At 70.6% G+C, this 24976-nt stretch carries 21 protein-coding genes and 1 pseudogene; 11 read left to right on the top strand and 11 right to left on the bottom strand.

Features of this window, described 5'->3' with window-relative positions:
- The first annotated feature begins 349 nt into the window (after positions 1–349).
- The 3 genes from ID574_RS00510 (at position 350) to ID574_RS00500 (ending at position 3407) form a co-directional block, all read left to right on the top strand.
- Positions 350–2068: a DUF1996 domain-containing protein gene (locus tag ID574_RS00510; RefSeq protein WP_223166240.1), complete on the top strand. Its 1719-nt coding sequence runs from the start codon at positions 350–352 to the stop codon at positions 2066–2068.
- Between the two features lie 239 nt (positions 2069–2307).
- A complete protein-coding gene (locus ID574_RS00505; protein WP_188186743.1) occupies positions 2308–2934 on the top strand; it encodes a hypothetical protein in 627 nt (208 codons plus the stop codon).
- Between the two features lie 98 nt (positions 2935–3032).
- A complete protein-coding gene (locus tag ID574_RS00500) occupies positions 3033–3407 on the top strand; it encodes a thioredoxin family protein (protein ID WP_188186742.1) in 375 nt (124 codons plus the stop codon).
- A gap of 96 nt (positions 3408–3503) precedes the next feature.
- Here ID574_RS00500 and ID574_RS00495 read toward each other — a convergent pair whose 3' ends face one another.
- The 3 genes from ID574_RS00495 to ID574_RS00485 form a co-directional block, all read right to left on the bottom strand.
- A complete protein-coding gene (locus tag ID574_RS00495) occupies positions 3504–4271 on the bottom strand; it encodes an SAM-dependent methyltransferase (protein ID WP_188186741.1) in 768 nt (255 codons plus the stop codon).
- Between the two features lie 610 nt (positions 4272–4881).
- On the bottom strand, positions 4882–6219 hold the full coding sequence (locus tag ID574_RS00490; RefSeq protein WP_188186740.1) for a class II 3-deoxy-7-phosphoheptulonate synthase: 1338 nt from the start codon (positions 6217–6219) through the stop codon (positions 4882–4884).
- A gap of 81 nt (positions 6220–6300) precedes the next feature.
- Entirely contained in the window at positions 6301–7512 is a 1212-nt protein-coding gene (locus tag ID574_RS00485; RefSeq protein ID WP_188186739.1) for an FAD-dependent oxidoreductase, read from the bottom strand.
- Between the two features lie 799 nt (positions 7513–8311).
- Here ID574_RS00485 and ID574_RS62335 point away from each other — a divergent pair.
- Positions 8312–8971, top strand: a complete 660-nt coding sequence (locus ID574_RS62335) for an anti-sigma factor (RefSeq protein ID WP_336245480.1) — start codon at positions 8312–8314, stop codon at positions 8969–8971.
- A gap of 262 nt (positions 8972–9233) precedes the next feature.
- The gene (locus ID574_RS00475) at positions 9234–11489 is read left to right on the top strand and encodes a M64 family metallopeptidase (RefSeq protein WP_188186737.1); all 2256 of its coding nucleotides are present in this window, start codon (positions 9234–9236) and stop codon (positions 11487–11489) included.
- On the opposite strand, the gene ID574_RS00470 is transcribed toward ID574_RS00475, so the two are convergent.
- From ID574_RS00470 to ID574_RS00445, 6 genes are read right to left on the bottom strand one after another with little or no spacing between them, the layout of a single operon-like run.
- Entirely contained in the window at positions 11433–12443 is a 1011-nt protein-coding gene (locus tag ID574_RS00470) for a phosphotransferase family protein (RefSeq protein ID WP_188186736.1), read from the bottom strand. The two genes, ID574_RS00475 and ID574_RS00470, sit on opposite strands and share 57 nt — an antisense overlap.
- A gap of 10 nt (positions 12444–12453) precedes the next feature.
- The gene (locus tag ID574_RS00465) at positions 12454–13452 is read right to left on the bottom strand and encodes a LacI family DNA-binding transcriptional regulator (protein ID WP_188186735.1); all 999 of its coding nucleotides are present in this window, start codon (positions 13450–13452) and stop codon (positions 12454–12456) included.
- Positions 13433–14842 (bottom strand): GH1 family beta-glucosidase, encoded by a 1410-nt coding sequence (locus tag ID574_RS00460; RefSeq protein WP_188186734.1) that lies wholly within the window; start codon positions 14840–14842, stop codon positions 13433–13435. The genes ID574_RS00465 and ID574_RS00460 overlap by 20 nt, the downstream gene beginning before the upstream one ends.
- Positions 14839–15669 (bottom strand): carbohydrate ABC transporter permease, encoded by an 831-nt coding sequence (locus ID574_RS00455; RefSeq protein ID WP_188186733.1) that lies wholly within the window; start codon positions 15667–15669, stop codon positions 14839–14841. Before ID574_RS00455 ends, ID574_RS00460 begins: the two co-directional genes overlap by 4 nt.
- A complete protein-coding gene (locus tag ID574_RS00450; protein WP_188186732.1) occupies positions 15666–16622 on the bottom strand; it encodes a carbohydrate ABC transporter permease in 957 nt (318 codons plus the stop codon). Before ID574_RS00450 ends, ID574_RS00455 begins: the two co-directional genes overlap by 4 nt.
- A gap of 57 nt (positions 16623–16679) precedes the next feature.
- Positions 16680–18020 (bottom strand): ABC transporter substrate-binding protein, encoded by a 1341-nt coding sequence (locus tag ID574_RS00445; RefSeq protein ID WP_188186731.1) that lies wholly within the window; start codon positions 18018–18020, stop codon positions 16680–16682.
- 566 nt (positions 18021–18586) lie between these two features.
- On the opposite strand from ID574_RS00445, the pseudogene ID574_RS00440 reads away from it, so the two are divergent.
- The 4 genes and pseudogenes from ID574_RS00440 to ID574_RS00425 form a co-directional block, all read left to right on the top strand.
- Positions 18587–18730 (top strand): annotated as a pseudogene (locus ID574_RS00440) (DNA-binding response regulator); the annotation flags it as partial.
- Between the two features lie 95 nt (positions 18731–18825).
- The gene (locus tag ID574_RS00435; RefSeq protein WP_223166239.1) at positions 18826–19287 is read left to right on the top strand and encodes an RrF2 family transcriptional regulator; all 462 of its coding nucleotides are present in this window, start codon (positions 18826–18828) and stop codon (positions 19285–19287) included.
- A gap of 58 nt (positions 19288–19345) precedes the next feature.
- Complete coding sequence (locus ID574_RS00430) at positions 19346–20518, top strand: MFS transporter (RefSeq protein WP_223166238.1); 1173 nt, start codon at positions 19346–19348, stop codon at positions 20516–20518.
- 14 nt (positions 20519–20532) lie between these two features.
- Entirely contained in the window at positions 20533–20934 is a 402-nt protein-coding gene (locus tag ID574_RS00425; RefSeq protein WP_188186728.1) for a RidA family protein, read from the top strand.
- Here ID574_RS00425 and ID574_RS00420 read toward each other — a convergent pair.
- The gene (locus ID574_RS00420) at positions 20931–21521 is read right to left on the bottom strand and encodes a TetR/AcrR family transcriptional regulator (protein WP_188186727.1); all 591 of its coding nucleotides are present in this window, start codon (positions 21519–21521) and stop codon (positions 20931–20933) included. The genes ID574_RS00425 and ID574_RS00420 overlap by 4 nt on opposite strands.
- A 62-nt stretch (positions 21522–21583) precedes the next feature.
- Here ID574_RS00420 and ID574_RS59300 point away from each other — a divergent pair, with 62 nt between their 5' ends.
- Together ID574_RS59300 and ID574_RS00415 are read left to right on the top strand one after the other, a co-directional pair.
- On the top strand, positions 21584–21802 hold the full coding sequence (locus ID574_RS59300; protein WP_223166253.1) for a hypothetical protein: 219 nt from the start codon (positions 21584–21586) through the stop codon (positions 21800–21802).
- Entirely contained in the window at positions 21796–23025 is a 1230-nt protein-coding gene (locus ID574_RS00415; protein ID WP_223166249.1) for an MFS transporter, read from the top strand. The genes ID574_RS59300 and ID574_RS00415 overlap by 7 nt, the downstream gene beginning before the upstream one ends.
- Positions 23026–23028: 3 nt before the next feature.
- On the opposite strand, the gene ID574_RS00410 is transcribed toward ID574_RS00415, so the two are convergent.
- Positions 23029–24654, bottom strand: a complete 1626-nt coding sequence (locus ID574_RS00410; protein WP_223166237.1) for an alpha-amylase family protein — start codon at positions 24652–24654, stop codon at positions 23029–23031.
- Between the last annotated feature and the right edge of the window lie 322 nt (positions 24655–24976).

The raw sequence follows: 24976 nt of genomic DNA, 5'->3' as shown, positions 1-24976 counted from the left end.
TGTCGCCAATTCTTACGAAATATGCGACTGAGCGATTCATCTGACCCTTCTGGGCGGTCGCGTGCGTATCTGATCTCGAAAGCGGACGGTCCCGTCGACTCGCAAGGTCAGGCGGCCGCTATGGGACAGCGTCTGGGGGCGGGTCGCATCTCAGACGAAGAGAGGGATTGTGATGAGACATCAAAATGGCTCACGCTTCCGTGGAAGGACGGCGGCCATACTCGCGGCCCTGGCCGTTATGAGCGGCGGGCTCACAGTCGGTGCCGCGGAGGCGGCGTCGAGCGGGGCATCCGGCGCGGCCTTCGCGCCGACCATCTCGTGCCCCTCTGTGGCTGACAGAGTGGGCGACGTGCCCGCTCGTGCTCAGGCGGAGGTCCAGCGGAATCTCCAGCAGCTGGAGAACCAGATCGCTGAGGCGAATCGGCGGCTGGAGACCTCGGCAGGGCAGGGCGGCCCGAACTTCGTGCAGAACGCCATCCTCGGCCCGCTGCGCGACAAGCGGACGGCCGCCCTTCAGCGGATCCAGATCGCCTTCCAGCGGGTCGGCGTCCAGCCGCCGGCCGGCCTGCAAAACCTCGCCACCTGCACCGTGCAGGACGACGGCACCGGAAACGACAACGGTGGCCAGGACAACGGCCAGGACAACGGCGGCCAGGACAACGGCCAGGACAATGGCGGTCAGAACGGCGGCCAGGACAATGGCGGTCAGAACGGCGGCCAGGACAATGGCGGTCAGAACGGCGGCCAAGGCAACGGCGGTCAGGGCAACGGCGGCCAGTTCGGTACTCCTGGCCAGATCTCCTGCCCAGCTGTGGCGGACCGGCTGGGGCGAATCCCTGCTCGTGCTCAGGCGGAGGTCCAGCGGAACCTGCAGCAGCTGGAGAACCAGATCGCTGAGGCGAATCGGCGGCTGGAGACCTCGGCAGGGCAGGGTGGCCCGAACTTCGTGCAGAACGCCATCCTCGGCCCGCTGCGCGACAAGCGGACGGCCACCCTTCAGCGGATCGCGATCGCCTTCCAGCGTGCCGGCGCCCAGCCGCCGGCCGGCCTGCAGACCCTGGCGACCTGCGAGCTCACGGACGGCGGCGCAGGGAACGGAGGCAACAACGGGAACAACGGCGGTGACGGCAACAACAACGGCGGCGACGGGAACAACAACGGCGGCGACGGCAACAACGGTGACGGAGGGAACCAGGCCAGAGGGCCCGTTCCCGAGGACTTCGTCGACATCCGTTCGGTCCGGCCGAACGTGAGGACGCCCCGCGCGCAGGGGAACGGCTCCAGGGGAACCTTCAGCGTGGACTGTGGCCGCAACGAGCGGCGGATCTTCAACTCCGACAACGTCATCGTGGCGCCCGGCGTGTCCAACGGCGCGCAGCACACGCACGACTACGTGGGCAACGTGTCCACCAACAACCAGTCCACCAACGAGAGCCTGCTGGCGGCCGGTACCACCTGCCGCAACGGTGACAAGTCCACGCACTACTGGCCCGTGCTGAGGGCGCTGGGCCAGGAGGAGTTCGACGCCAACCAGCGAGGCGGCGGGCTCGACCTGAACGTCGGCAAGATCCTCACCCCGGTTCAGGTGCAGATCACCTTCAAGGGCAACCCGACCGCCAAGGTGGTGCCGGCTCCGCAGTTCCTGCGCATCATCACCGGTAACGCCCGGGTCGGCGGGGCCGACCCCAACGCCGGGTGGACCTGCACCGGGTTCGAGAATCGCCAGTTGACGGACAAGTACCCGCTCTGCCCGCGAGGCAGCAGGCTCGTACGGGTCTTCGACTTCCAGAGCTGCTGGGACGGCCAGAACATCGACAGCGCCAACCACCGGACCCACGTCACCTTCCCGCAGGCCGACGGCAGCTGCCCGCAGGGCTTCCAGCCCATCCCGGCGCTGGAGCACCGGCTCGTCTACAACGTGCCGCAGGGCCCCAACTTCGCTGTCGACGGCTTCCCCGAGGAACTGCACAAGCCGATCACCGACCACAGCGACTTCATCAACCTGATGAACGAACAGCAGATGCAGCAGGTCGTCAACTGCATCAACAGCGGCAGGCGCTGCCGCTGACCCTGAATCGAGCAGGGTTCTGACAGCAGAGGAGCAAGGCGCGGCCGGGCGACCGGCCGCGCCGTCCTCGTACCCGGCCATGACGTACGCGGCATGGCCGGCGTCCGGGTCGATGCACGCCGCGTGCCGGTGGGGCCCTCACCTCGCCCACCGCGTCGACCGGACCGCACAGTCCCCCCGGTGTCCGCATCCGGGGTGAACGGGAACTACCGCCGCTGCGTATCGCTAGGAGGACGTCCATGTCAGCTGTGGGAAGGGACAGGATCGTGGCAGGCTTCTCCAGCGCCGCTCCAGAGGCTGCGGCGCGTACGACCGGCGTCGTCAAGAGGCGAGGGTACGGAGGCATCCTCCTGTCACTGCCGGCCATCGCCGCGGCGCTCGCGCTCACCGGATGCGGTGTGCACGCCGAGGCGCACAGCGGGCCGGAGCGGGCGGGGAGCGCCGCCGGCGCCGGCGGGACGGCCCCCAAGACCTACACCGTCGAGCAGTTGGCGGCCGCCGTCGGCTGCACCGCCAAGATCACCCTCAAGGCGCTGGACTACCGGCAGGGGGAGTGCACCAGCGACGGGATCCCCTATGTGTTCCTCGACTTCCAAACGGCCAAAGGCCAGCGCGAGTGGCTCGACTACGCCCAGATGTACGGTGGCCTCTACCTCGTGGGCGATCGATGGGTGCTGTCGGCCAAGTCCAAGGAGTTCATGCAGGAACTGAGCAAGAAATTCGGTGGCACGGTCGAAGAATCCGGCTCCGGCGGCCCCGCTCCGTCCTCGAGCCCTCACCACTCCGCTCCGTCCTCAAGCCCCCACCACTCCGCTCCCTCCTCAAGCCCCCACCACTCCGCTCCTTCCGCGAGCCCGCACCACTGATGCATTTGTGCCCCGTACAGGGCCGCGCATGGAATGCTGGGAGCGGGTACGTGGTTGACAACGGAAGCATTGAAGCGACGACGAGCGAGGAGCCACTTGTGGCGACCATCGAAGTAACGGAGAAGAACTTCAACGACATCGCCGACAAGGGGATTGTCCTGCTCGACTTCTGGGCGGACTGGTGCCCGCCGTGCAAGAAGTTCGGGCCGATCTTCGAGCAGGCGTCGGAGAAGCACGGCGACATCACCTTCGGCAAGATCGACACTGATGCCGAGCAGGGGCTTGCGCAGGGGTTCGACATCACCTCGATCCCGACGCTCATGGCCATCCGCGACGGCATCGTGGTCTTCGCGCAGGCCGGCGCCATCCCGGCCCCGGCTCTTGAGGACCTGATCCGGCAGGTGCGGGCGCTCGACATGGACGCCATCAGGGCCGAGCTCAGCGAGGAGCTGAAGAGCGCCGAGCAGAACTGACCGGCCGTCGCACGGCATCGGCCGTCGCCCGGCAGACGAAGAGCCCCGCCTTTTTCCGGCAGGGCTCTCCTTTTTTTGCCAGGGATTTCCTTTTTGCTAGGGCTTGCGGCCGACTCCGACATATCCGAAATCGATGCCGTTCCCTGGGGCATCCGGGTCGTCGGGGCGCCACCCGTTCGGGAACGTCAGGCCGGGCTCGGCCAGCTCGTAGCCTTCGAAGAAGCGCAGGATCTCCTCGCGGGTCCGGAGATTGAGCGAGGCCGTGGCCTTCTTGTAGATCTCCAGGGCCTGCGGGGTGGTGTCCGGCGTGGAATCCACGGCGTGGCTGATCACCAGATGGCTTCCCGGCGCGCTCACCTCCCGCAGCCGCTTCACGACGTCGTAGGCGGCGGCGTCGGGGATGAAGTGCAGGATCGCCAGCATCAGGAACGCCACCGGCTCGTCGAAGTCGATCAGGCCGTCCAGATTCTCCAGCAGGGCGTCCGGCTCGCGTACGTCCGCCTGCACGAAGTCGACGTTCTCCCTCCTGGCCAGCAGCGCCCTGCCGTGCACGCAGACCACGGGGTCGTAGTCCACGTAGACGACGCGTGCCTCCGGGGCGATCTCGTGGGTGTTGCCCCGGGTCGGGAGGCCCGCGCCCAGGTCCACGATCTGCCCGACGCCCTCGTCCACCACGTGCCGCACCGCCCGGCGCAGGAACGCGCGGTTCGCCCGGGCTGCGGGCTTGGTGTTGGGGAACGTCTTGAGTATCTGCTCCGCCGCTGCCCGGTCGGCTGCGAAGTTGTCCTTGCCGTCGAGGAAGTAGTCGTACATGCGCGCGACGTTGGGGACGTTGGGGTCCACCCCCTCCGGGGCACTATCCACGTTTTCTCCCAAATTTCGCCATTTTTGGGGCGATCATAGTCCCGCGCCCCAACAATGCACCGGACTTCCATTCGGCCCTCCGGCCCGATGAGACGCAGATCACTCCTTTTTCCCGGAAACCGCCGCCCCCGTCACAGCCCGCCGCCCACCGCTCACACCCCGGTGCCCCGCCGACAGCGGCCACCCACCGCCCGAGGCTGTCCGCTGCGCTGTTTCGGCGCGCCGGTCGCGCCGTCGTTGTCGCGCTGCCGTTCGTCGTGCCGCTGGCCGTCGCGCTGTCGTCCGTCGTGCTGTCGCACCGCCCCGCCCGCCCATCCGTCACCCCGTTATCAGCCCGCTGCGGCCGTCTCGTTCGTTGCAGGGGGCTCGTCGGCGCTGTCCGTGCCTGCCGCTGCCTATGAGTAGGCGCCACTGGGGCGGTGCGGGATCGTGGCAGTGCGTCGGCTGTGAGTGCGATCCGGCCCCGCTGCGGTGACGGGATCCGCCGTGGTTGCAGAGCGCCGGTCGTTGCGTGCGCTGGGTTGCGGGAGCCCGCTGCGGTGGTAAGGGCCGCAGCGGGCGGGGAGCCCCGGTGGGCGTGTGCCGGTGCGGGGCTCCGCAGGCCGGGCGGTCAGCCGCGGTAGAGCTCTGCGACGCGGAAGGCCAGGTCGAGGGACTGGCTGCGGTTGAGGCGGGGGTCGCAGGCCGTCTCGTAACGGGTCGCGAGGTCGTCCTCGACGATCCCGTGCCCGCCGCCCACGCACTCGGTCACGTCGTCGCCGGTGAACTCGATGTGGATGCCGCCAGGATGCGTGCCGAGCGCCCGGTGCACCTCGAAGAACCCGGCAACCTCGTCCAGCACGTCGTCCAGCCGCCGCGTCTTGTGCCCGCTGGGCGCCTCGAACGTGTTGCCGTGCATCGGGTCGCAGATCCAGGCCACCTGCGCCCCGGAGGCGGTGACCTCCTTGACCAGTGCTGGCAGGTTTTCCCGGATCTTGGAGGCGCCCATCCGGGTGATGAACGTGAGCCGCCCCGCCTCGTTGCCCGGGTTGAGCCGCTCCACCAGCGCCAGCGCCTCCTCGGGCGTGGTCGTCGGGCCGAGCTTGACGCCGATCGGGTTGCGGATGCGGGCGAAGAAGTCGACGTGCGCGCCGTCGAGCTGGCGGGTGCGCTCGCCGATCCAGACCATGTGAGCCGACACGTCGTACGGCAGCCCCGTACGTGAGTCGATGCGCGTGAGCGCCCGGTCGTAGTCGAGGATCAGCGCCTCGTGCGAGGAGTAGAACTCGACCGTGTGGAACTCCTCCGGATCGGCCCCGCAGGCGTGCATGAACGCGAGAGCCTGGTCGATCTCCCTGGCCAGCTGCTCGTAGCGGCGCCCGGCCGGCGACTCGGCCACGAAGTCCTGGTTCCAGGCGTGCACCTGGCGCAGGTCGGCGTAGCCGCCCTTGGTGAACGCCCGGGCGAGGTTGAGCGTCACGGCCGAGGAGTGGTACGCCTTGAGCAGCCGCCAAGGATCCGGCTTGCGCGCCTCGGCGGTGAACTCGAAACCGTTGACCATGTCACCGCGGTAGGCGGGCAGCTCGATGCCGTCGCGGGTCTCGGTCGGCTTGGAACGCGGCTTGGCGAACTGGCCGGCGACCCGGCCGATCTTCACGACCGGCACCTTGCCCGCGTACGTCAGCACGATCGCCATCTGCAGCAACGTCTTGAGCTTGTTGCGGACGTTGTCGGCGGTGGCGCCGGAAAAGGTCTCGGCGCAGTCGCCGCCCTGCAGGACGAACGCCTCGCCGCGGACGACGGCGGCCAGCTGGTCCTTGAGCTGGTCGCACTCGCCGGCGAAGACCAAGGGGGGCAGGCCGCCGAGCTCCGCGACGACCTTGTCGAGCTCGCCGCGGTCGGGCCAGTCGGGCTGCTGCGCCGCCGGGAGGGCTCGCCAGGAATCGAGATCCAGAAGATTGCTGCTCACGAGATACGAGGGTATTCCACTGAGCGCGCCGCTACCGACCCCCTTGTCCACCATTTGGCATCCGCCCCGGTACCGAACCGGTTATTTACCCGCCGGCCGCACCTCCCTCGTGGCCACGTGCTCGGGACGGATCCCGAGACCCAGGAAGCGCGGGCCTATCTGGTTGAGCAGCGGGAGCCGCGTCAGGTTCCGCGGCAGCCAGGTGGGATCGAAACGGCCCCGCAGCGCCCGGCTGATCAGCAGGTTCTGGGCCACGCGCTGGGCGGCCTGGGTGACCCGGGTCGGCGGCATCCGCCGTTTCTGCAGCAGGTGCAGGGCGGACTCCGGGATCGGCGCGCCGGACCTGAGCGACCCCGCCAGGAGGTTGGCGGCGGCCACCGCGTCCTGCACGGCCAGGTTGATCCCCACCCCGAAGACCGGCGACATGGCGTGCGCCGCGTCCCCGATGCACAGGAACCCGGGCCGGTGCCACCGGCGCAGCCGGTTGAGCGCGACCGTGAGCACGCTCACGTCGTCGTAGCCGGTGATCTGCCCGACCCGGTCGGCCAGGAACGGCAGCAGCGACGCCACGGGCTCGCGGAGCGCCCCGATGCCCGCCGCGACGAGCCGGTCGTGGCCGCCCTTGGGGATGAGGTACGCCAGCTGCCAGTAGGTCACGCGGTTGATCGCGACCATCATGTGGCCGCGCGAGACCCGCAGGAACGTGTCCTCCGGATCCCCGTCCTGCCAGGGCAGCCGGAACCACACGACGTCCATCGGCGCGCCCAGCTCCTCGGGGACCAGTCCCGCCCGCTCCCGCAGCACCGAGTGCCGCCCGTCGGCGGCGACCGTCAGGTCGGCCCGGATCTCGTGCTCACCGGACTCGTCGCGGTAACGCAGCCCGCGCACGGCCCCGCCCTCGCGGATCAGGTCGTACGCCTCCGCCCGCATCAAGAGCCGGAACCCCGGGTACCGCTCCGCGGCCGTGGTGATCGTGTTCAGGAAGTCCCACTGCGGCAGGAACGCGACGTAGTTGTACGGGCCGGGGAGCCCGCGCAGGCTCGCCAGCCGGATCTCGCCGGCGTCGGTCACCATGCGCGGCTCGTACAGCTTCCTGTGGGGGAGTTTCAGCAGTTCGTCAGCCAGGCCGAGCTCGGCGAGCACCTGGAGCGTGGACGGGTGGATCGTGTCGCCTCTGAAGTCGCGCAGGAAGTCGGCGTGCTTCTCCAGGAGTGTGACCTCGACCCCCGCTCTGGCCAGCTGGAGGGCGAGCATCGCGCCCGCGGGGCCGCCGCCCGCTATCACACATGCCATAATTCATCACCCACTGAAATTGTCTCATGTCAGCGGAAATGAGCAAGCCCCTGGGCCATCCGACATGCCCGAGTGACCGAAGTACATGCGTGAGCCGCCTCTCACCGTGGAGTGGATGATGAACGACGACCTCCACACCCTCTCTGGTGCCTACGCCGTGCACGCACTGCCGTACGCCGAGTGGGTGCTGTTCGAGGAGCACCTGCGCGCGTGTCGAATATGCGGAGCCGAAGTATGGCGTCTGCGCGAGACGGCCGCCAGGCTGGCCGAAACGGTGGCCGAGCCGCCGCCCGCCTCGCTCCGCGACCGCCTGCTCGCCGCCGCGCGGGAGTCCCGGCCCGTGGCCGACCGGCCGGAGCCGGTGCCCGACGACGGCCCGACCATCTGGCGCCCTCCGGAGCCCCGCGCCTCCGGCGCTTCCGCGAGACCCGCCCCGCCGCCCCACCAGGGGGATCCGTCGGTGAACCCTCCGACCCTCAGGATCACGCCCGATCCTGGCCGAACGCCCACCCGAGGCCAAACGCCCGACCCCCGGCAAACGCCGGGTTCGCGCCCTGGGGCCGGGCAGGTTCAGGGTTCGCGCCCCGAGCCCGGGCAGGTTCCAGGTTCGCGCCGTGAGCCCGGGCAAGCTTCAGGTTCCCGCCCTGAGGCGCCGGGTGCCCATCCGCACCCTGGGCAGGTGCCGGGTTCGCGCGCGGCAGGCGGGCATGAGCGGGGTCCATGGTCGGAGTCGGTGCAGGCGCCGGATTCGCCGGCCGGAGCTGCACAGGTGCCGGGTTCGCCGGCCAGGTCCGCACAGGTGCCGGGTTCGCGTGCGGAGCCCGGGCAGGTGTCGCGGCCGGGCGAGGAGCCGGGGCGGGGGTCGCGGCCGGGTGTCGGGTCCGGGCAGGGGGCGTCGCCGGGTGCCGGGCCGGGGGAGGCGCCGGGGTTCCGGGTGGCGCCCGGGATCCCGGGGCGGCCGGAGGGCGGGGGCGAGGTCGTGCCGCTCCGGCGTGGACGGTCGAAAGCCCTGGCGGGGTTGGCGGCGGTGTCCGCGGCCGCCGCGGTCGCGCTCGGCGCGGTGGCCGTGGACGCCCGCCGCGACCTGGGCGAGCTGACCGCCAGGAACGAGGAGATGACCGCCGTGCTGGCCGCGGCCGACGCCCGGACGGTGCGCCGTAAGGTCACGTCGGGCGGCACCGGCACGGTGGTGATCTCCCGGTCCAAGGGCCGCATGGTGTTCACCTCATCAGACCTGCCCGAACTGCCGGAAACCAAGGGGTACGAGCTGTGGCTGATGGGCCCCGACGGCCCGCGCCCGGCCGGGCTGCTGAGCCGCGCCGCGGACGGCGTCACCAGCCCCGTCGTCCTCACGCCTCTGAAGGAGGACGGCAAGGTGGCGCTCACGGTGGAGCCCGCCGGCGGCTCCGAGAAACCCACCACCCAGCCGATCATGCTCGCCGAGCTCCCTGCCGCCTGACCGGGGCGGGGGAGGGGGAGGGCGCCCGCCGTGGCCGGCACGCTGCACGAGGGCGGAGCTGCGGCCGCCACCGCCGCGTCCGCTGCGCGGGCGCCCTCCGCAACACCGGGTGTTGATCGCGGACCCCGGGCGTTGATCGCCGGACCGGAGGAGGTGATCGCGGGTCCCTGGCGTTGATCGCCCGACCTGGGCACTGATCGCGCACCCCAGGCGACGATCGCCGACCCCGGGCAATGATCGCGGCCTGCGAGATAGTGCGGGCATGCGTACCCTCGCGGTCCTGGTGCTGGCCGCCACCGTGTCCTTCGCGCCCTCCGCGTTATCCACGCCCCCGGCGCACGCCGCCGCCGAGCCGGGGGCGGCCACCGTCGTGCCCGTGCAGGTCACCGGCGCCCCGGCCAAGCGGTTCAACCTGATCCTCATGGGCGACGGCTACACCGGGGCCGAGCAGGCCAGATTCCGGGCCGACGCCGACCGTCACCTCAACGTCATGTGGTCGATCGAGCCGTTCAAGTCGTACCGGAACTACATCAACGTCTACCGGGTCGACATCGTCTCCGGGGAGTCCGGCATCAGCTGCGACCCGGGCCTGGACTCGCCCAGGAGGACGACACCGCTCGGCATGGGCTTCTGGGGCCGCTGCAACCCCGCCAGCGTGCAGCGCCTCATCACCATGGACAACGCCGCCGCCACCCGCTACGCCAACCTGGTGGCCGGCACCACGCCGGGCAACCGGCAGATCCTCGCGCTCGCCAACAGCGGCACGTACGGCGGCGCCGGCGGCACGTACGCCACCGCCTCCGGCAGCAACAGCATGTCCGCCCTGATCAGCCCGCACGAGCTGGGCCACTCGCTGGGCGGCCTGCAGGACGAGTACGACTACTACCAGCGCGGCGTCCCCGGCGGCGCCTACACCGGGCCCGAGCCGTCGAGCGCCCACCACACGCTGCTGACCGAGCAGCAGATGCGCGACCAGCGGCGCAAGTGGTGGCGCTGGCTCGGCGAGCCGAGCGAGTCCGGCGGGCCGATCGGCCGCTACGAGGGCGGCCTCTACTTCACGACCGGCGTGTGGCGGCCGAGCGCGCACTCGATGATGAAGACCCTCGGCTACTACTTCGATCAGGTCGGCCGCGAGGTGATGACCCAGCGCATCACCGCCAAGACCATGGTGATCCAGGACGCGGCGCCGGCGGACGCGCCGGTCGGCGCCGACCGCGTCCTGTGGGTGGAGCCGATGCGCCCGGTCAGCCACTCGCTGACGACCACCTGGACCGTGGACGGCCGCGAACTGCCCGGCGACCGGGACGCCCTCGACCTGCGCACGCTCGACCTCTCGCCCGGCACGCACACGGTCACGGCCACCGTCTCGGACCCGACCGGGTTCGTCAGGGACCCGGCGATCAGGCAGGCCATGACGGGGTCCCGCACCTGGACGGTGGACACCTCACTGACCACCCCGCCGGACGGCGTCGAGCCCGCCATCGTCTCCTCCACCCCGGCCGACCGGCCGCTCGGCCGTGACGACGTGGTGTATGTCGAGACCAACCACCCGGCCGCCGCCGTCCCCGAGGTCACGTGGACGCTCGACGGCGAGCGGGTGAAGGGCGCCGCCGCCGACCTCGATCTGGGCGGGCTCGACCTCGGCCCGGGCGCGCACACGCTCACCGCGGCGCTCGGCGGCCGGACCGTCACCTGGTCGATCGACGCCGAGCCGCCCGCCACCGCGTACGAGCTGTCCGAGCCGCTGGCCGGGTCCGGCCACACCTACGTCTACAACGGCCCGTTCACCATGCGGCTCACCGGCGCCGACGACCGCGGCGGACACGTGGTCTCGGAGTCCAGAATGGACGGCGACGGCTGGTTCAACTACTTCGGCTGGCCCACGTCGTCGGAGCTGCCGTGGACGTTCTCGGAGCAGGGCACGGTGATCGACTCGCTCGTGTACGGCAAGCTGCCGCGCGGCCGCCACACGATCGAATACCGCTCCATCGACGCCGCCGGCAACTACGGCAAGCCGGGGAGCTTCACCGTCACCACGATCGCGCCGCCCCCCGCCTGCACCCGTACGATCACCCGCGACCACCGGGGCGCCCTCGTCGTCGCCGACGGCGTCACCTGCCTCGACCGCGCCCAGGTGACCGGCCCCGTCACGGTGCGGCCCGGCGCCTCGCTGGTGGTCACCGGCGGCCGGATCACCGGCGCGCTGGCGGCCTCCAAGCCGGCCGCCGTCCACCTGCTCGGCGCCCGCGTCCAGGGCGTGCTGACCGTCGACGGCGCCGCGGAACTGATCATCGTGGGCGCGGACCTGCGGGGCGCCGCGCTGCTGACCCGCAACACCGCGCCGATCCTGTCCGGCAGCACCGTCAAGGGCGCCCTGGCCTGCACGGGCAACACGCCCAAGCCGGCCGACCTGGGCGTGCCGAACACGACGGCCGGGGCCGGCGCCGGTCAGTGCGCCAAGCTAGCCAAGGGCGCCGAGGGAGGCGCGTACGAGGCGGTCCAGCACCTCGGTCAGTGACTTCCACGCCCGATCGCGGAGCCCGGCGTACTCCTCCTCGGGGTATTGCCGGGGTCCGTTCTCCACCAGCAGGATCAGCGAGAGGTAGGCCCGGTAGAGGTCGAGCCGCGTGAGCGCCGCGGGGGTGAGCTCCAGCGGCGTCACCGCGCGGTAGCCCGCGAGCAGCGGATCGTCCTCGCGCAGCTCCCCGAAGATCGTCGGCGTGACGAACTCGGCGAGCGGATCGCCCCAGAACGCCCGCTCGTGATCGATGATGGCCTGGATCCGCGGCGTGCCGCGCAGGTCCAAGAAGACGTTGCCGACCCACACGTCGAAGTGCACCAGGTGCGGCGTCGTCACCTCGTCGAGCACGGGCGCGGCGCCCTCGAACACGGCCAGGATCTCCTCGACCGGCCGGGGCAGCGGCGTCGGATAGCGCTCGGTGTCGCCGAGCAGCGCCCCCACCATGGCCAGGAACGCCTCCCGCCAGGTCGTGGCCACGATCCCGGCGTGGGGATAGCCGAACACCTCGCCGGTCACCGTGTTGAACCTGGCCAGGTGGCCGCCCAGCTCCCGGCGCAGCACGTCGCCGTCGATCGTATGGGGGCCGCCGGGCTTGACGTCGTTCCACGACACCCCGTCCAGGGCGGCCAGCATGAGAAAGTCGCCGCCCAGCACCGGGTCGTCGAAGCAGGCGTGCACCAGCGGGGCCACCGGGACGCCCGCCCCGGCCGCCAGCTCGATGGCGGCCGCCTCCATGCGCAGCAGGTTGCGCTCGTAGCTGAGCTGGTCGAGCTCGGGCGGCGGGGACAGCTTCAGCACCACCTGGCGCCCGTCCTCGAGCGCGAGCCGCCAGACGGCGTTGGCGTAGCCGTCGGTCAGCTCGGTCGAGGCCGTCACGCCCGTGCCCAGCGCCCGCCGGGCCAGAGCGTCGAGCTCGGCGGGGGCTAAGCGGCGTTTGGTCCTGCTGTCCACAGGGCTCCTCTCAGGCGGACTGCCTGCGTACGAGATGGGTGTCGAGGATCACGACAGGCTGGCGCAGCTCCTCGCCGTTGATGCGGGCCACCAGCAGCTGCGCCATCTGCCGGCCCATCGCCTCGGTCGGCTGGTGGACCGTCGTCAGCGGCGGGTCGGCGCTCTGCGCGGCCTTGGAGTCGTCGAACCCGATCACGGCTACGTCCTCCGGGATCGCCCGGCCCGCGGCCTTGAGCACGCGCATCGCGCCCAGCGCCATCGGGTCGGACGCGGCGAACACCGCGTCGAGATCGGGATGCCGCTCCAGCAGCTCGGCCATCGCCGTCGCGCCGCTCTGCTCGGAGAAGTCGCCGTACGCCACCAGCTCCGGCAGCCCCGAGGGCAGAAGCGCGTCACGGTAGCCGGCGAGCCGGTCGACGCCCACGCCCATGTCCTGGGCGCCGGCGATCGCCGCGATCCTGCGGCGGCCGAGGCCCAGCAGGTATTTGACCGCCTGCCGGGCCCCTGCCCTGTTGTCCATGTCGACGTAGCTGTAGGGGTTGAGGCCGACGGGGAGGCCGCCCAGGACGGTCGGCACGCCCATCGCCTCCAGCCGCCCCGGCAGCGGGTCGGCGCCGTGCAGCGACAGCAGCAGCACGCCGTCGACGTGCTGCCCCGTCAAATAGTGCTCCAGCCGCGCATGCTCCTCCGGAGTGCGCGCCATCGCCAGGATGAGCTGCAGCCCGGTCTCGGCCAGCGCCGAGCCGATGCCCCGGATGGTGCCGGCGAAGTAGGGCTCGTCGAAGACCCGGAACTGCGACTCGGACACCACCAGCGCCACCGTGTCCGTGCGGCGGGTCACCAGGGCGCGCGCCGCACGGTTGGGGACGTAGCCCAGCTCGCGGATGGCCAGCTCGACGGCCTCGCGGGCCTTGGCGCTGACGTTCGGCGAGCCGTTGATGACTCTCGACACCGTGCCCCGGCCCACACCTGCCCGGGCCGCGACAGCCTCAAGAGTCGGTCGGTTCATGACGCCTATTCTGCCGGATGATCTCCGAGTACCAGAGCGCGCTGTCCTTGAGCCTCCGCTCCTGGGTCTCGAAGTCCACGTGGACCAGTCCGAACCGCTTGCCGTAGCCCCACGCCCACTCGAAGTTGTCCATCAGCGACCAGGCGAAATAGCCCTCGAGGGGCACGCCTTGGTCGATGGCCTCCTTGCACGCGCCGAGGTGCGCCTCCACGTACGCCTGCCGCTCCCGGTCGTGGATCCGGCCGTCCACGAGCACGTCGTCGAAGGCGGCGCCGTTCTCGGAGACCACCATCGGGATCGGCGGGTACTCCCGCGCCACCCTCGTCAGGATCTCGACCAGCCCGCCCTCGTCGATCTCCCAGCCCATCGCCGTCACCGGACGCCCGCCGTTGACGAACGACACGTGCTCACTGCCGACCCACGGCGAACCCGTCTCCGTGGGGGCCGCAGCCGCCGACTGCCTGCCGCCTGGTGCTCCCGAGACCGTGAAGCGGCTGTAGTAGTTGACGAGCAGCACGTCGATGGGCGCGTTGATGATCTTCAGGTCGCCCGGCTCGATGAAGTCCTTCTCGCCGGGCAGGTCGTTCAGCACGTCCTCCGGGTAGCGGCCGAGCAGCAGCGCGTCCAGGAAGAACCGGTTCTGCAGGCCGTCGATGCGCCGGGCCGCGTCCAGGTCGGCCACGCTGTCGGTGGCGGGGGTGATCGCGTACAGGTTGACGCAGCCGCCGACCCGGCGGGCGTTCATCGCCTGGACGGCCAGCCCGTGGGCCAGGTTGAGGTGGTGCGCGCCCCTGATCGCGTTCTCCGGCTCCCGCCGGCCCGGGGCGTGCTCGCCCGAGGCGTAGCCGAGGAACGCTGCGCACCATGGCTCGTTGACGGTGCTGAAGGTGTGCACGTGGTCCTTCAGGGCCTCGTGCACGGCGGCCGCGTACTCGGCGAAGCGGTAGGCCGTGTCGCGGTTGGGCCAGCCGCCCTGGTCCTCCAGCGCCTGGGGGAGGTCCCAGTGGTAGAGGGTCAGCCAGGGATCGATGCCGCGCTCACGCAGCTCGTCGGTGAGGCGCCGGTAGAAGTCCAGCCCCTTCTGGTTGATCGGGCCGGAGCCGGCCGGCTGCACGCGGGGCCAGGAGACCGAGAAGCGGTAGGCCGACAGGCCCAGCTCCGCCATGATGGCGACGTCGTCCCTGAACCGATGGTAGTGGTCGATGGCCACGTCCGCGTGATGCCCGTTGAGCACCCGGCCCGGGGTCTTGGCGAACGTGTCCCAGATGGAGGTGCCCCGCCCGTCCTCGGTGACGGCGCCTTCGATCTGGTACGCCGAGGTCGCCGCGCCCCACGCGAAGCCCGCAGGGAAGCGCAGCCCGGCACGCGTCTGTTCCTCTTGTGTCGTCACGCCTTGACCGCACCTTCCATGAGTCCGCCGACGATCTGGCGGCCGAATGCGACGAATACCGCGATGAGCGGGATGATGGACAACGCCGTCCCCGCGAAGATCAACGAGTACTCCGTGGAGTACCGCTGATTGAGCGAGGTGATCGCGATCTGCACGGTGGGGTTGTCCGGGGTCAGCACGATCAGCGGCCACATGAAGTCGTTCCACATGAGCATGAACGTGTTGATGCCGAGCACCGCCATGCCCGGGCGGACGGCGGGGAGCACGACATTCCACCAGATCCGCAGCGTGGCGGCGCCGTCCACCCTGGCCGCCTCGACCAGCTCCATCGGCACGGCCTGCCGGGTGTACTGCGTCATGAGGAACACGCCGAACCCGTTGAGCAGGTACGGCAGGATGACCGCCTTGAGCGTGCCCGTCCACTCCAGGGTCACCATCAGCCGGTAGAGCGGCACCACGCCCATCTGCTGCAGCGGCACCGCCATGGTCAGCAGCACGAGCACCAGCAGCAGGTTCCTGCCCTTGAAGGTCAGGTTGGCGAAGGAGAAGCCGGCCAGCGTCGAGATGATGACGACGGAGACGGTGACCGTGGCCGCCACGATGAACGAGTTCGTCAGGCCCAGCAGGAACTTGGCGTCCTCGTGGGTGAGCACGGCCATGATGTTCTGACCCAGGTTCCCGCCCGGCAGGAGCGGCGGCGGCACCGCCACGGCGTCGGAGTTGGTGCGCGAGGCGATCACCAGCATCCAGTACAGCGGGAACGCCGACAGGAAGACGGCCAGGCCCAGCATGACCCTGGTGAGGATGGTCGGAGACCAGTTGGTCATTTCGTGCCTCCGATCCTGCGCACGAACAGGAAGTTGATGGCCGCACCGATGAGGATGAGCAGGAACAGCAGCCAGGCGGCCGCGGCGGCGTAGCCGTAGTCGAACTCGCGGAAGCCCTGCTTGACGATGAACATGGCGACCGTCTGGAACTGGCCCTGCGAGCCGCCGTCGACGTTGCCGTTGTAGAACGTGGTCGGCTCTGAGAACAGCGTCAGCCCGCCGATCGTGGAGTTGAGCACCACGAAGATCAGGGTGGGGCGCAGCATCGGCAGCGTGATCTGCCAGAACTGCCTGCGCCGCGAGGCTCCGTCGATCGCGGCGGCCTCGTACAGGTCGCGTGGGATCGTCTGCATGCCGGCCAGGAAGATGATCGCGTTGTAGCCCGTCCAGCGCCAGTCGACCATGGTGGCGATGGCGATCCAGGACGGGATGCGCTCGGCCCGCCAGTTCAGCGCGTCCACGCCGAACCAGCTCAGGATCCAGTTGACCAGGCCCCAGTCGCGGGCGAACAGCTGCGTGAACACCACGGCGACCGCGACCACCGAGGTCACCAGCGGCATCAGCACGCTCATGCGGATCGCCAGGCGGAACCTGAAGCGTTTGTTGAGCGCGTTGGCCAGGAACAGCGCCAGGATCATCTGCGGGACGGTGGCGAGGACGAACATGCCGATCGTGTTGACCACGGCCCGCCAGAAGTCCTCGTCGCCGAGCAGCGCGGTGTAGTTGTCCAGCCCGGCCCACTCGATGGTCCCGGCCAGGTCGTAGTCGTAGAGCGAGTAGTACAGCGTGAAGGCCAACGGGAAGAGCCCGAAGGCGGCGAACAGGATGAAGTACGGGGACACCAGGGCGTACGGCATCGCCTTGACGTCCAGTCGGGAGCGCCAGCGGCGGCCGGGCGGGCGGTCACGGCGGTGGGCGCTGCGCGTCGCCCGCGGAAGGGTGTCGAGGCTCATAGCAGACCTTTCGGCGGCAACATGCCCGGCCCGCTTCTGGCGGGCCGGGCGGGGAGATCAGCCCGCGGCCTTGACCGCGTCGTCGACCAGCTGCTGCCAGGCCTTGTCGTGCGGAACGGAGCCGTCGTCCATGCCCTGGATGACCGACTCGATGGCGTTCTTCACCTGGGCGTGCTTCACGCCGAGGAAGACCGGCTGGAGGCTGGAGGCGGACTTGGCGAAGATCTCACCGATGGGGGCGTCGTTGAAGAACTCGTTCTTGGCGCCCTGCACCGCCGGGTCCTGCTGAGCCTTGGTGTTGCTCGGCATGTTGCCGAAGTCGGTGAAGATGCTCGCCTGGGTCGTCGCCTGCGTCAGGTAGTCGGCCACCATGGCCGCTTCCTTCGGGTGCTTCGTCTGCTTGGGCACGGCCAGCCACGAGCCGCCCCAGTTGCCGCCGCCGCCCGGCACCGCGGCCACGTCCCACTTGCCCGCGCCGCCCTCGCCGGCGTTGCCGCTGACCACGCCGAGCATCCAGGACGGGCAGCCGAGCGTGGCGAACGCGCCCTTCTGGGTGCCCGCCGCCCACTCGTCGGTGAAGTTGCGCAGCTTGGCGGTCAGGCCCTGCTGGGTCATCTTCTGGGCGAAGTCGAAGGCCGTCTTCACCGCCGGGTTCGAGTCGACGATCAGCTTGTTGCTCTGGTCGAAGTAGGAGACGTTGCCGTTCTTGGCCGCCTCCTGGTACAGGACCACCTGGTAGAGGGTGTTGGTGCCGTCAGCCCACTTGGTGTCCTTGACCTTCGACTGGAACTGCTGGCCGACCTTCATGAAGTCGTCCCACGTCGGCCACAGGGCGCTGACCTTGTCCCGCTCGGTCGGCAGGCCGGCCTTCTTGAACAGGTCCGAGCGGTAACAGATGCTCATGCCGCCGATGTCGGTGCCCAGGCCGAAGACCTTGCCGTCGGTGGCGACGCCGTTCTCCCACTTCCAGGCGGGGAAGTCGGCCTTGCGGGACTCCAGGCCGTGCTCCTTCAGGTCGACCCACCAGTTGGGGTTGGCCTTGGCCAGGCCCATGCCTCCCTCATCGATGCCGACCACGTCGCCCGCGCCGTTGCCGGCCTGCAGCCACTGGATCATCTGCGGCCAGTACTGCTGCTCGAACTGGTCGGTGAGGTTCTCGTGCTTGATCTGGATGTCCTTGTGCTCGGCGTTCCACTTGGCGACGGCCTTCTCGTAGCCGAAGTTGGAGCCGCCGCCGAAGGTCTGCACGCGGATCGTGACCGGCTGGGCCGCCGCGGAAGAGGCCGGAGCACCGCTGGACTGGGGCGTGCTGCCGGAGCTGCAGGACGCGACGGTCAGCGCCGCCGCGGCGAGCACAGAGGCCGCGGCCAGACCGCCGCGACGCTTGCTGATCATCATGGTGGACCCCTTCTCGGGTGAATGTTGGGGGAGTGCACCGCGGCACGCGCTCCGCCGCGGTGGGAGTCTTTGGGAGCGCTCCCACAAAGGGTGCACTTACGGGGTCTGCACGTCAATGCGCCGAAACGCAACCGTTACCAATGGTGCGTTTTGTAAGAGTGGAACCGCATTTACAGGGACAAACGACGCAAAGAGCTGTTTGGGAGCGCTCCCACCACAAGAGACATCTTTCGTGTCGCTTCAGGGCATGTCACTCGTACGGGCAGGGCTTGCTCATGGTCAGCGACCCAGTCACAACCAGGGGCGCGAAGCGTTCCGGGCGTACGGGCGAGGCCGGGGCTTGGTGGTACGACCCCGGTAGGACGTGGATGTCTGACCGTGGGCGGATGCCGGGCGATCTGGTGGGGCGATAACGTCCCGTCATGGAGTGGGCTGGGCGGCGGCTCGATGGGCGGGGCGTCGCCGACGCGGCGACGGCGGTCATCGTGGCGCTGATCATCAGATACGCCATCGTCGATCCGCCGGGGCCGTCCTCGTGGTGGCCCGCCTGGTCGGCCTGGCCGGCCGCCATCCGCGTCGTCGCCGCCGGCGAAGCACTGCTCGCGCCCACCGTCACCCGCCGGCTCATCGCCGAGTTCCTGCGACGTCCCCACCCCGCTCCGGCCGTGCGAGACCTCGGCGACATCACCCAGCGCGGGCGCGAGGTGCTCTGATCGGGCGACCGGCCGACGGGATCTGACCTCGGCCCGCATCGCGTGGATTTGCTCGGCGCATTCCTGGATGCCTAATATCCAGGATTATGCGCATGAGCGAGGGCGTCGAGTGGGTGCTGCACACGTGCGTGAACCTCTCCTGGATCGGGCGGCCGGTGCGCTCGGCCCGGCTGGCGGCCTTCTACGACCTGCCTCCCGCCTACTTGAACAAGCAGCTCCAGGCCCTCGTCCGGGCCGGGATCCTGACCTCCGTCTCCGGCCCGAAGGGAGGGTTCGCACTGGCGCGCGAGCCGGCCTCGATCACCCTGCTGGAGGTGGTCACCGCGATCGAGGGCGCCGATCCCGCCTTCCGCTGCGCCGGGATCCTGGGCGACAGCCCATGGGGCGACACGAGCACCGACTACGTGGCCACCTGCGTCATCTCCACGGCCATGCGCAAGGCTGAGCTCGCCTGGCGCGAGGAGCTGGCGGGGCAGACCGTCGCCGACGTCTGCGCCTCCGTGGAGAGGCGGGCCCCCGGGGAGCCCGAGCGCACCCGCCGCTGGTTCGGCTGAGACCTGATTGCCGATGAAGGCCCCTTCGGGGGCCTGTTTTCGAAGGAGAACCTGGACGTTGAGTATCCAGAATTTAGAGGTACGTCGGCCCGCGCTCCGGGGCTGGCTCGCCGTCTCCGCCGTCACGCTGGGCATCTTCGCGCTGATGACCTCTGAACTGCTCCCTGTCGGCCTGCTGACACCCGTCAGCACCGACCTGGAGGTCTCCGAGGGAGACGCCGGACTGATGGTGACCGCGCCCGGTTTGGTGGCCGCCCTGGCCGCTCCCACGCTGGCCGTGGCAGCGGGGCGGCTGGACCGCAGGGTCATGCTGGCAGGGCTGATCGGCCTGATGGCGCTGGCCAATCTCATCAGCGCCGTGGCCCCGGTCTTCGCCGTCGTGCTCGCGGCCCGACTGGCGGTCGGCGCGAGCGTCGGCGGCTTCTGGGCCATCGCCGGCGGGCTCGCCCTGCGCCTGGTGCCCGAGCAGCACGTCGGCCGGGCCACGGCCGTGATCTTCGGCGGCGTGTCCACCGCATCGGTCATCGGCGTGCCCGCCGGCACCTTCGCCGGACAGCTCGGCGGCTGGCGGCTCGGGTTCGCTCTCGTCGGGCTTCTGGGGCTGGTGGCCCTGGCATGCCTGCTCGTGTTCGTGCCCGCCCTGCCCGCCACGCGTACGATCTCGTTCCCCGAGCTGCCCGGCCTGTGGCGGATGTCCTCCGTACGGGCGGGCATCGTGCTCACGCTGCTGCTGATCACCGGGCATTTCGCCGCGTACACCTTCGTCCGCCCGATCCTCCAGGAGGTTTCGGGCATCCCAGCAGACTTCATCAGCCTGCTGCTGCTCGCCTACGGCCTGGCCGGCGTCGCCGGCAATTTCGTCGCCGGCGGTCTGGTCACGCGCCACCTGCGGGGCACGCTGCTCGGCATCACCCTGGCACTCACCGCCGTCACCGCCCTGCCGGCCGCGTACGGAGCGGGCGCCGCCACCGGAGCCGCCGCCCTGATCGCGTGGGGGCTGGCCTACGGAGGCGTCTCGGTCAGCCTTCAAACGTGGATGCTCAAGGCCGCGCCCCAGGCCACCGAGGCCGCCTCCGCACTCTTCGTCGCCGCCTTCAATCTGTCCATCGCGCTCGGCGCGCTGCTCGGCGGCCTCGTCGTGGACGGGCTCGCCACGATCGCCGCGCTCTGGCTCGCCGCCGCCCTCCTCCTGCTGTCCACCCTCGTCGTCGTCACCACCCGCACGAAGTGAAGGAGCTCACGACCATGTCGCTCACCATCACCAACGCGCCCGCCCTCCACGACCCGGTCCCGTTCGGCTACAGCCACGTCGCCACGGTGACCTCCGGCCGTCTGGTGCTCATCGCCGGGCAATACGCCTCCGACGGCCACGGCCACGTGGTCTCGCCGGACTTCGCCGAGCAGGTCGAGCGATCGCTGGCCAACCTGCGCACGGCCCTGCGGACCGCCGGGCTGGACTACCCGGACGTCGCCCAGATCCGGACCTTCGTCGTGGATCACGGACCGGACAGGCTGACGGTGATCGCCGAGGCGATCGGCCGCATCTGGGGCGACAAGCCACCCACGCAAACTTTGATCGGCGTGGCCGCCCTCGCCCTGCCCGGCATGCTCTTCGAGATCGATGCCGTCGCCGTCTCGAAGCACTAGGAAGGGGAGCGGTACGGGTCGAGGACGCGGTCGAGGCGCTCGGCCAGCCACTCCGGCAGCGGCCCGGTGCCGTCGATCGCCCACGTGACCAGGGCGCCGCAATAGGTGGCGTAGAGCGTGTCGGCGAGGATCTCCGGCTGGGCGGAGGTCAGGTCGCCGCCTTCTGCCGCTTCGGCGAGCAGGGCGGCGACCTCGGCGCGCAGCGCCCGGCTCTGGGCCACGGAATGGGCGCGCAGTTCGGGGTCCGTGAGATCCATCTGGAGGAACGCGAGGTTGTTGGCCAGGCCTTCGGGGGTCTTGATCGGTCCGGCCAGGCTCACCAGCGCGTCGCGTACCGCTCGGACCGGGTCCGGTGCGGCCCGGCGTGCGGCCTGGAACACGGCGGCGACGCCGCCGGCCTCGTTGGTCGCGAAGGCCACGAGCAGGGCGCGCTTGGAGCCGAAGCGTTGGGCCAGGGCCGGCGCGGACAGGCCGACGCGCCGGGCCACCGCGGCGAGGGTCAGGCCGGCCGGTCCGCTCTCGGTCACCACGTCGGCCACGGCGTCGAAGATCGCCTCGTCGGTCACCGATCGCGGACGTCCCGTCATGCGGCCAACTCTAGCGGTGCTGACCATTGCTTAATTAATGCTCATTAAGTAACGTCGCGAGCATGACCGCAGAGTCGCCTTCCCTGGGGATCCCCGCCCGTACGCCGCCGCTCCAGCGCGTCCCGACACTCGTGCTTCTGTGCGCGGCGCAGGCCATGCTCATCGTCGACGTCGTCATCGTCAACGTCGCCCTGCCCTCGATCCGCGCCGGCCTCGGCGTCCCCGACGCCCGCGTCCAGCTCGTCTCGGTCGCGTACACGCTCCCTTCGGCAGCCTGCTGATCGTCTTCGGGCGAGCCGGAGACCTGATCGGGCGGCGTCGGCTCTTCCTGATCGGCCTCGGGTCGTTCACCGCCGCCTCGCTGGCCACCGGCCTGGCATACCAGGAGTGGCAACTGATCGCCGCCCGCGCGGCGCAAGGCGTCGGCGCCGCGATGATCGCGCCCACCGCCTTGGCGCTCCTGACGACGACCTTCGCCGAAGGGGCCGCCCGCAACCGCGCCCTCGGCTACTGGGCAGCGGTCGGCTCCGCCGGCGCCATCGGCGGACAGCTGCTCGGCGGGCTGGTCACCGACACCCTCGGGTGGCGGTGGGTCTTCCTCATCAACGTCCCCGTCGGTGTGATCGTCATTCTCGCGGCCCTGCGCCATCTCGGTGATGACCGTGCGAACCGGGACAAGACTCCCGCCGAACGTCCCCCGGCACCGGGCATCCCCGCCGCAATCCTGCTGTCCACCGGGCTGGCCTGCGCCATCATGGCTCTCACGTGGCTCGCCGACGGCGGGAACGCCGGTTACGGCGGGCTGCTCGCCGTCGCCGCCGTGCTCGCGCTGGGGGCGTTCGCCGGCGTCGAGCGGCGCCATCCGGCCCCGATGCTCGACAGGCGGCTGCTCAGGATCGGCACGGTGGCGCGGGCCAACGCGCTGCTCGCCCTCAACGCCGGAACGCTGTCGGCGACGCTGCTGTTCACCACGCTCTACCTGCAGGTGGTCCTCGGCTATTCGCCGCTCTTCGTCGGGCTCGCGTTCGCCCCCGTCACACTGCTCATCCTGCTGATCTCGCCCAGGGCGGGGGCGCTCACCACGCGGTACGGCGTCCGGGCGCCGCTGCTGGCCGGGTTCACCCTGCTCGCCGTGGGCATGGCGCTTTTGGCCCGCATCCCGGTCGACGGCACGTACCTGCGGGACGTGCTGCCCGCCCTCCTCCTGCTCGCCGCCGGCAGCGGCCTGGCCTATGCCCCCACGTTCGTCGCCGGGACCACCGGCGTGGCCGACCGCGACCAGGGCCTGGCGTCCGGGCTGCTCAACTCCGCGCAGGAACTCGGCACCGCCGTCGGCGTCGCCTGCCTCGGCGCACTCGCCGCGACGGCCACCAAGGGGCCCGGCTCCGCCGCCCTGGCCGCCGGGTATCGCGTCGGCCTTCTCGCCGCGGCCGTCGCCGTCGGCGTCGGCCTCCTCCTCGTCATACGCCTCCCAGGCAAGCAGGACGACGCCACGACCACCTGAACCTCACAGTCCCGGAAGCTCGGTGCCGTCCATCGCGGGCCCGGCGCCGTACGGCTCCAGCCACCGGTACCTGCGACGACCGTCGCCGATCCGCCAGTCGCGCGGGCTGTTGGTATACAGCCAGTCCAGAGGCTCCACACCGTCCGGCTCGCCGCCGTCCAGCGCGATCCGCACGGCGGCCCGCAGGGCGGCGTCCACGTCGCCGGTGCGGGAGCGCGGGTCCACCGACACGAACAACGCGGTCCCCGACCGGGCCACCAGGTCCAGGAACTCCCGGTTGCGCTTCCACGGGGTGGCCGGGGTGCAGGGCACGCAGTCGGCGTCCACGGCGAAGAAGGTCCGGTGCTGGGCCAGCCGGAAGGCCAGGGTGTTGACCCCCATGCGACGGGTCCGCTCCCAGAACCGGCCGGAGGTGTCGTCGCCGGTCCGCTGAACGTGCACCAGGCCGGCGGCCAGGTGGCCGACCGTGTTGCAGCCCAGCACCAGAGCGTCGCCGGCCGCCTCCCGGATGGTCCGGTACAGGCCCACCAGCACCTCGGCGTTGGTGAGGGTGCGGTCGGCCGGTGCCCAGCCGGGCTCGGTGAGCTCCCGGCCCATCTGGAAGCCCCACCGGGCGAAGTGGTCGTACGTCGAGAAGTCGTGTTTGATCAGCTCGAACCCCCAGCCGACCAGACGGCGGACGTCGTCGCCGATGGCGTTCAGGTTGTCCGGGCGGCTCAGGTCCAGCGGCTGCTCGGGCACCGGTCGCCGGCCCGGCCGCAGCCGGGCCGGGTCGTCGACGACGGACAGGGCGGCCGGCCGGAGCCAGATGCCGGGCCGGGCGCCCAGGGCGGCGATGTCGCCGGCGAGGCCGGGCATGTCGTCGAAGAGGCCGGGGATTCCGGCCGTCCACGGCCCGCCGGGGGCCTCTCCGCCCGGGCTCCACCCGGCGTCCACCACGCAGAAGGGGCGGACGGGGTGGCCGTCGGCCAGCTCGACGACGGTCTGCGCGTCCCGCAGGACCTCGGCCGGGCCGAAGTCGCGGCCATAGGCGTAGTACCAGTTGTTGCAGCCGACGACCGGCTCGGCGGGGAGCACCGGGTCGTCGCACATGGCCCGGCACAGCTCGGTGAGCGCCGCGAACGGCGAGACGTCCGCCCGCGGTCCGAGCCGGACCACCGTGGCCGCGTGCAGCCGGCGCGGGCCCGGCTCGACCGGTGCGCCGCCGCTGCGCACGTCCAGCCAGAGCGTGACGCCGTCCTCGTCGAGGCTCCAGGAGCAGAAGGCGGCGGGCCGGACCCGCACGCCCATGCCCTCGGTGCGGCCGGTGGCGGGGTCGTGACCCAGCCAGTACCAGGGCATGACCCTGTCCGGCTGCCGGTGGCGCCATTGCAGGTCGCCGTAGGACCGTTCCCAGGCGTCGCCGAGGATCAGGGCCCGGTCCGGCTGCGGATCGCGCCACCGCAGGGCCACCCGGGACAGGCCGCGCCGCGGGGAGCTCAGGTGAATCGCGAGTCCTGCGCCCGCGGGGCTCAGATCGACCGCGGCGTCGGCGGTGGCGAAGCCGGCGCTGCCACGAGGGGCCGGGATCGGCCCGTCGCCGTCGTGGTGCAGGACGAACACCTCATCGGGCACACGCACCTCGGTCATGGCGCTCCAAGAGGAAGGGGGGTGGGGGATCACGGGGTCGCGGAGGAGTGTGTGGGATCCGCGTAACGGACTCGTAACGGGGGATTGACATGCGGTTCAGGCGGAGGCACCTTAAAGGCCAGCTTACCAACTAAAAGCAATTAGTAAATCGAAATGGTCCTGTCGGCCATGGCCTCCCTCCTCTTGATTGCCATGGGAGGTCAGCATGCCTAAATCGATTTACTAAGTATTTAGCCATCTTGAGCGGGAGGTGCCGCAGTGCCGGAAGAGACCAGCACGCGAGCCGGGGAGGCTGCGACGCCGCACGGTGCCGCAGCGAGCC

The sequence above is a fragment of the Nonomuraea sp. SYSU D8015 genome (assembly GCF_008065375.1).
Lineage (GTDB): Bacteria > Actinomycetota > Actinomycetes > Streptosporangiales > Streptosporangiaceae > Nonomuraea.
Note: the sequence above shows the minus strand (reverse complement) of the source record. Positions and strands in the feature narration are given on the sequence as shown.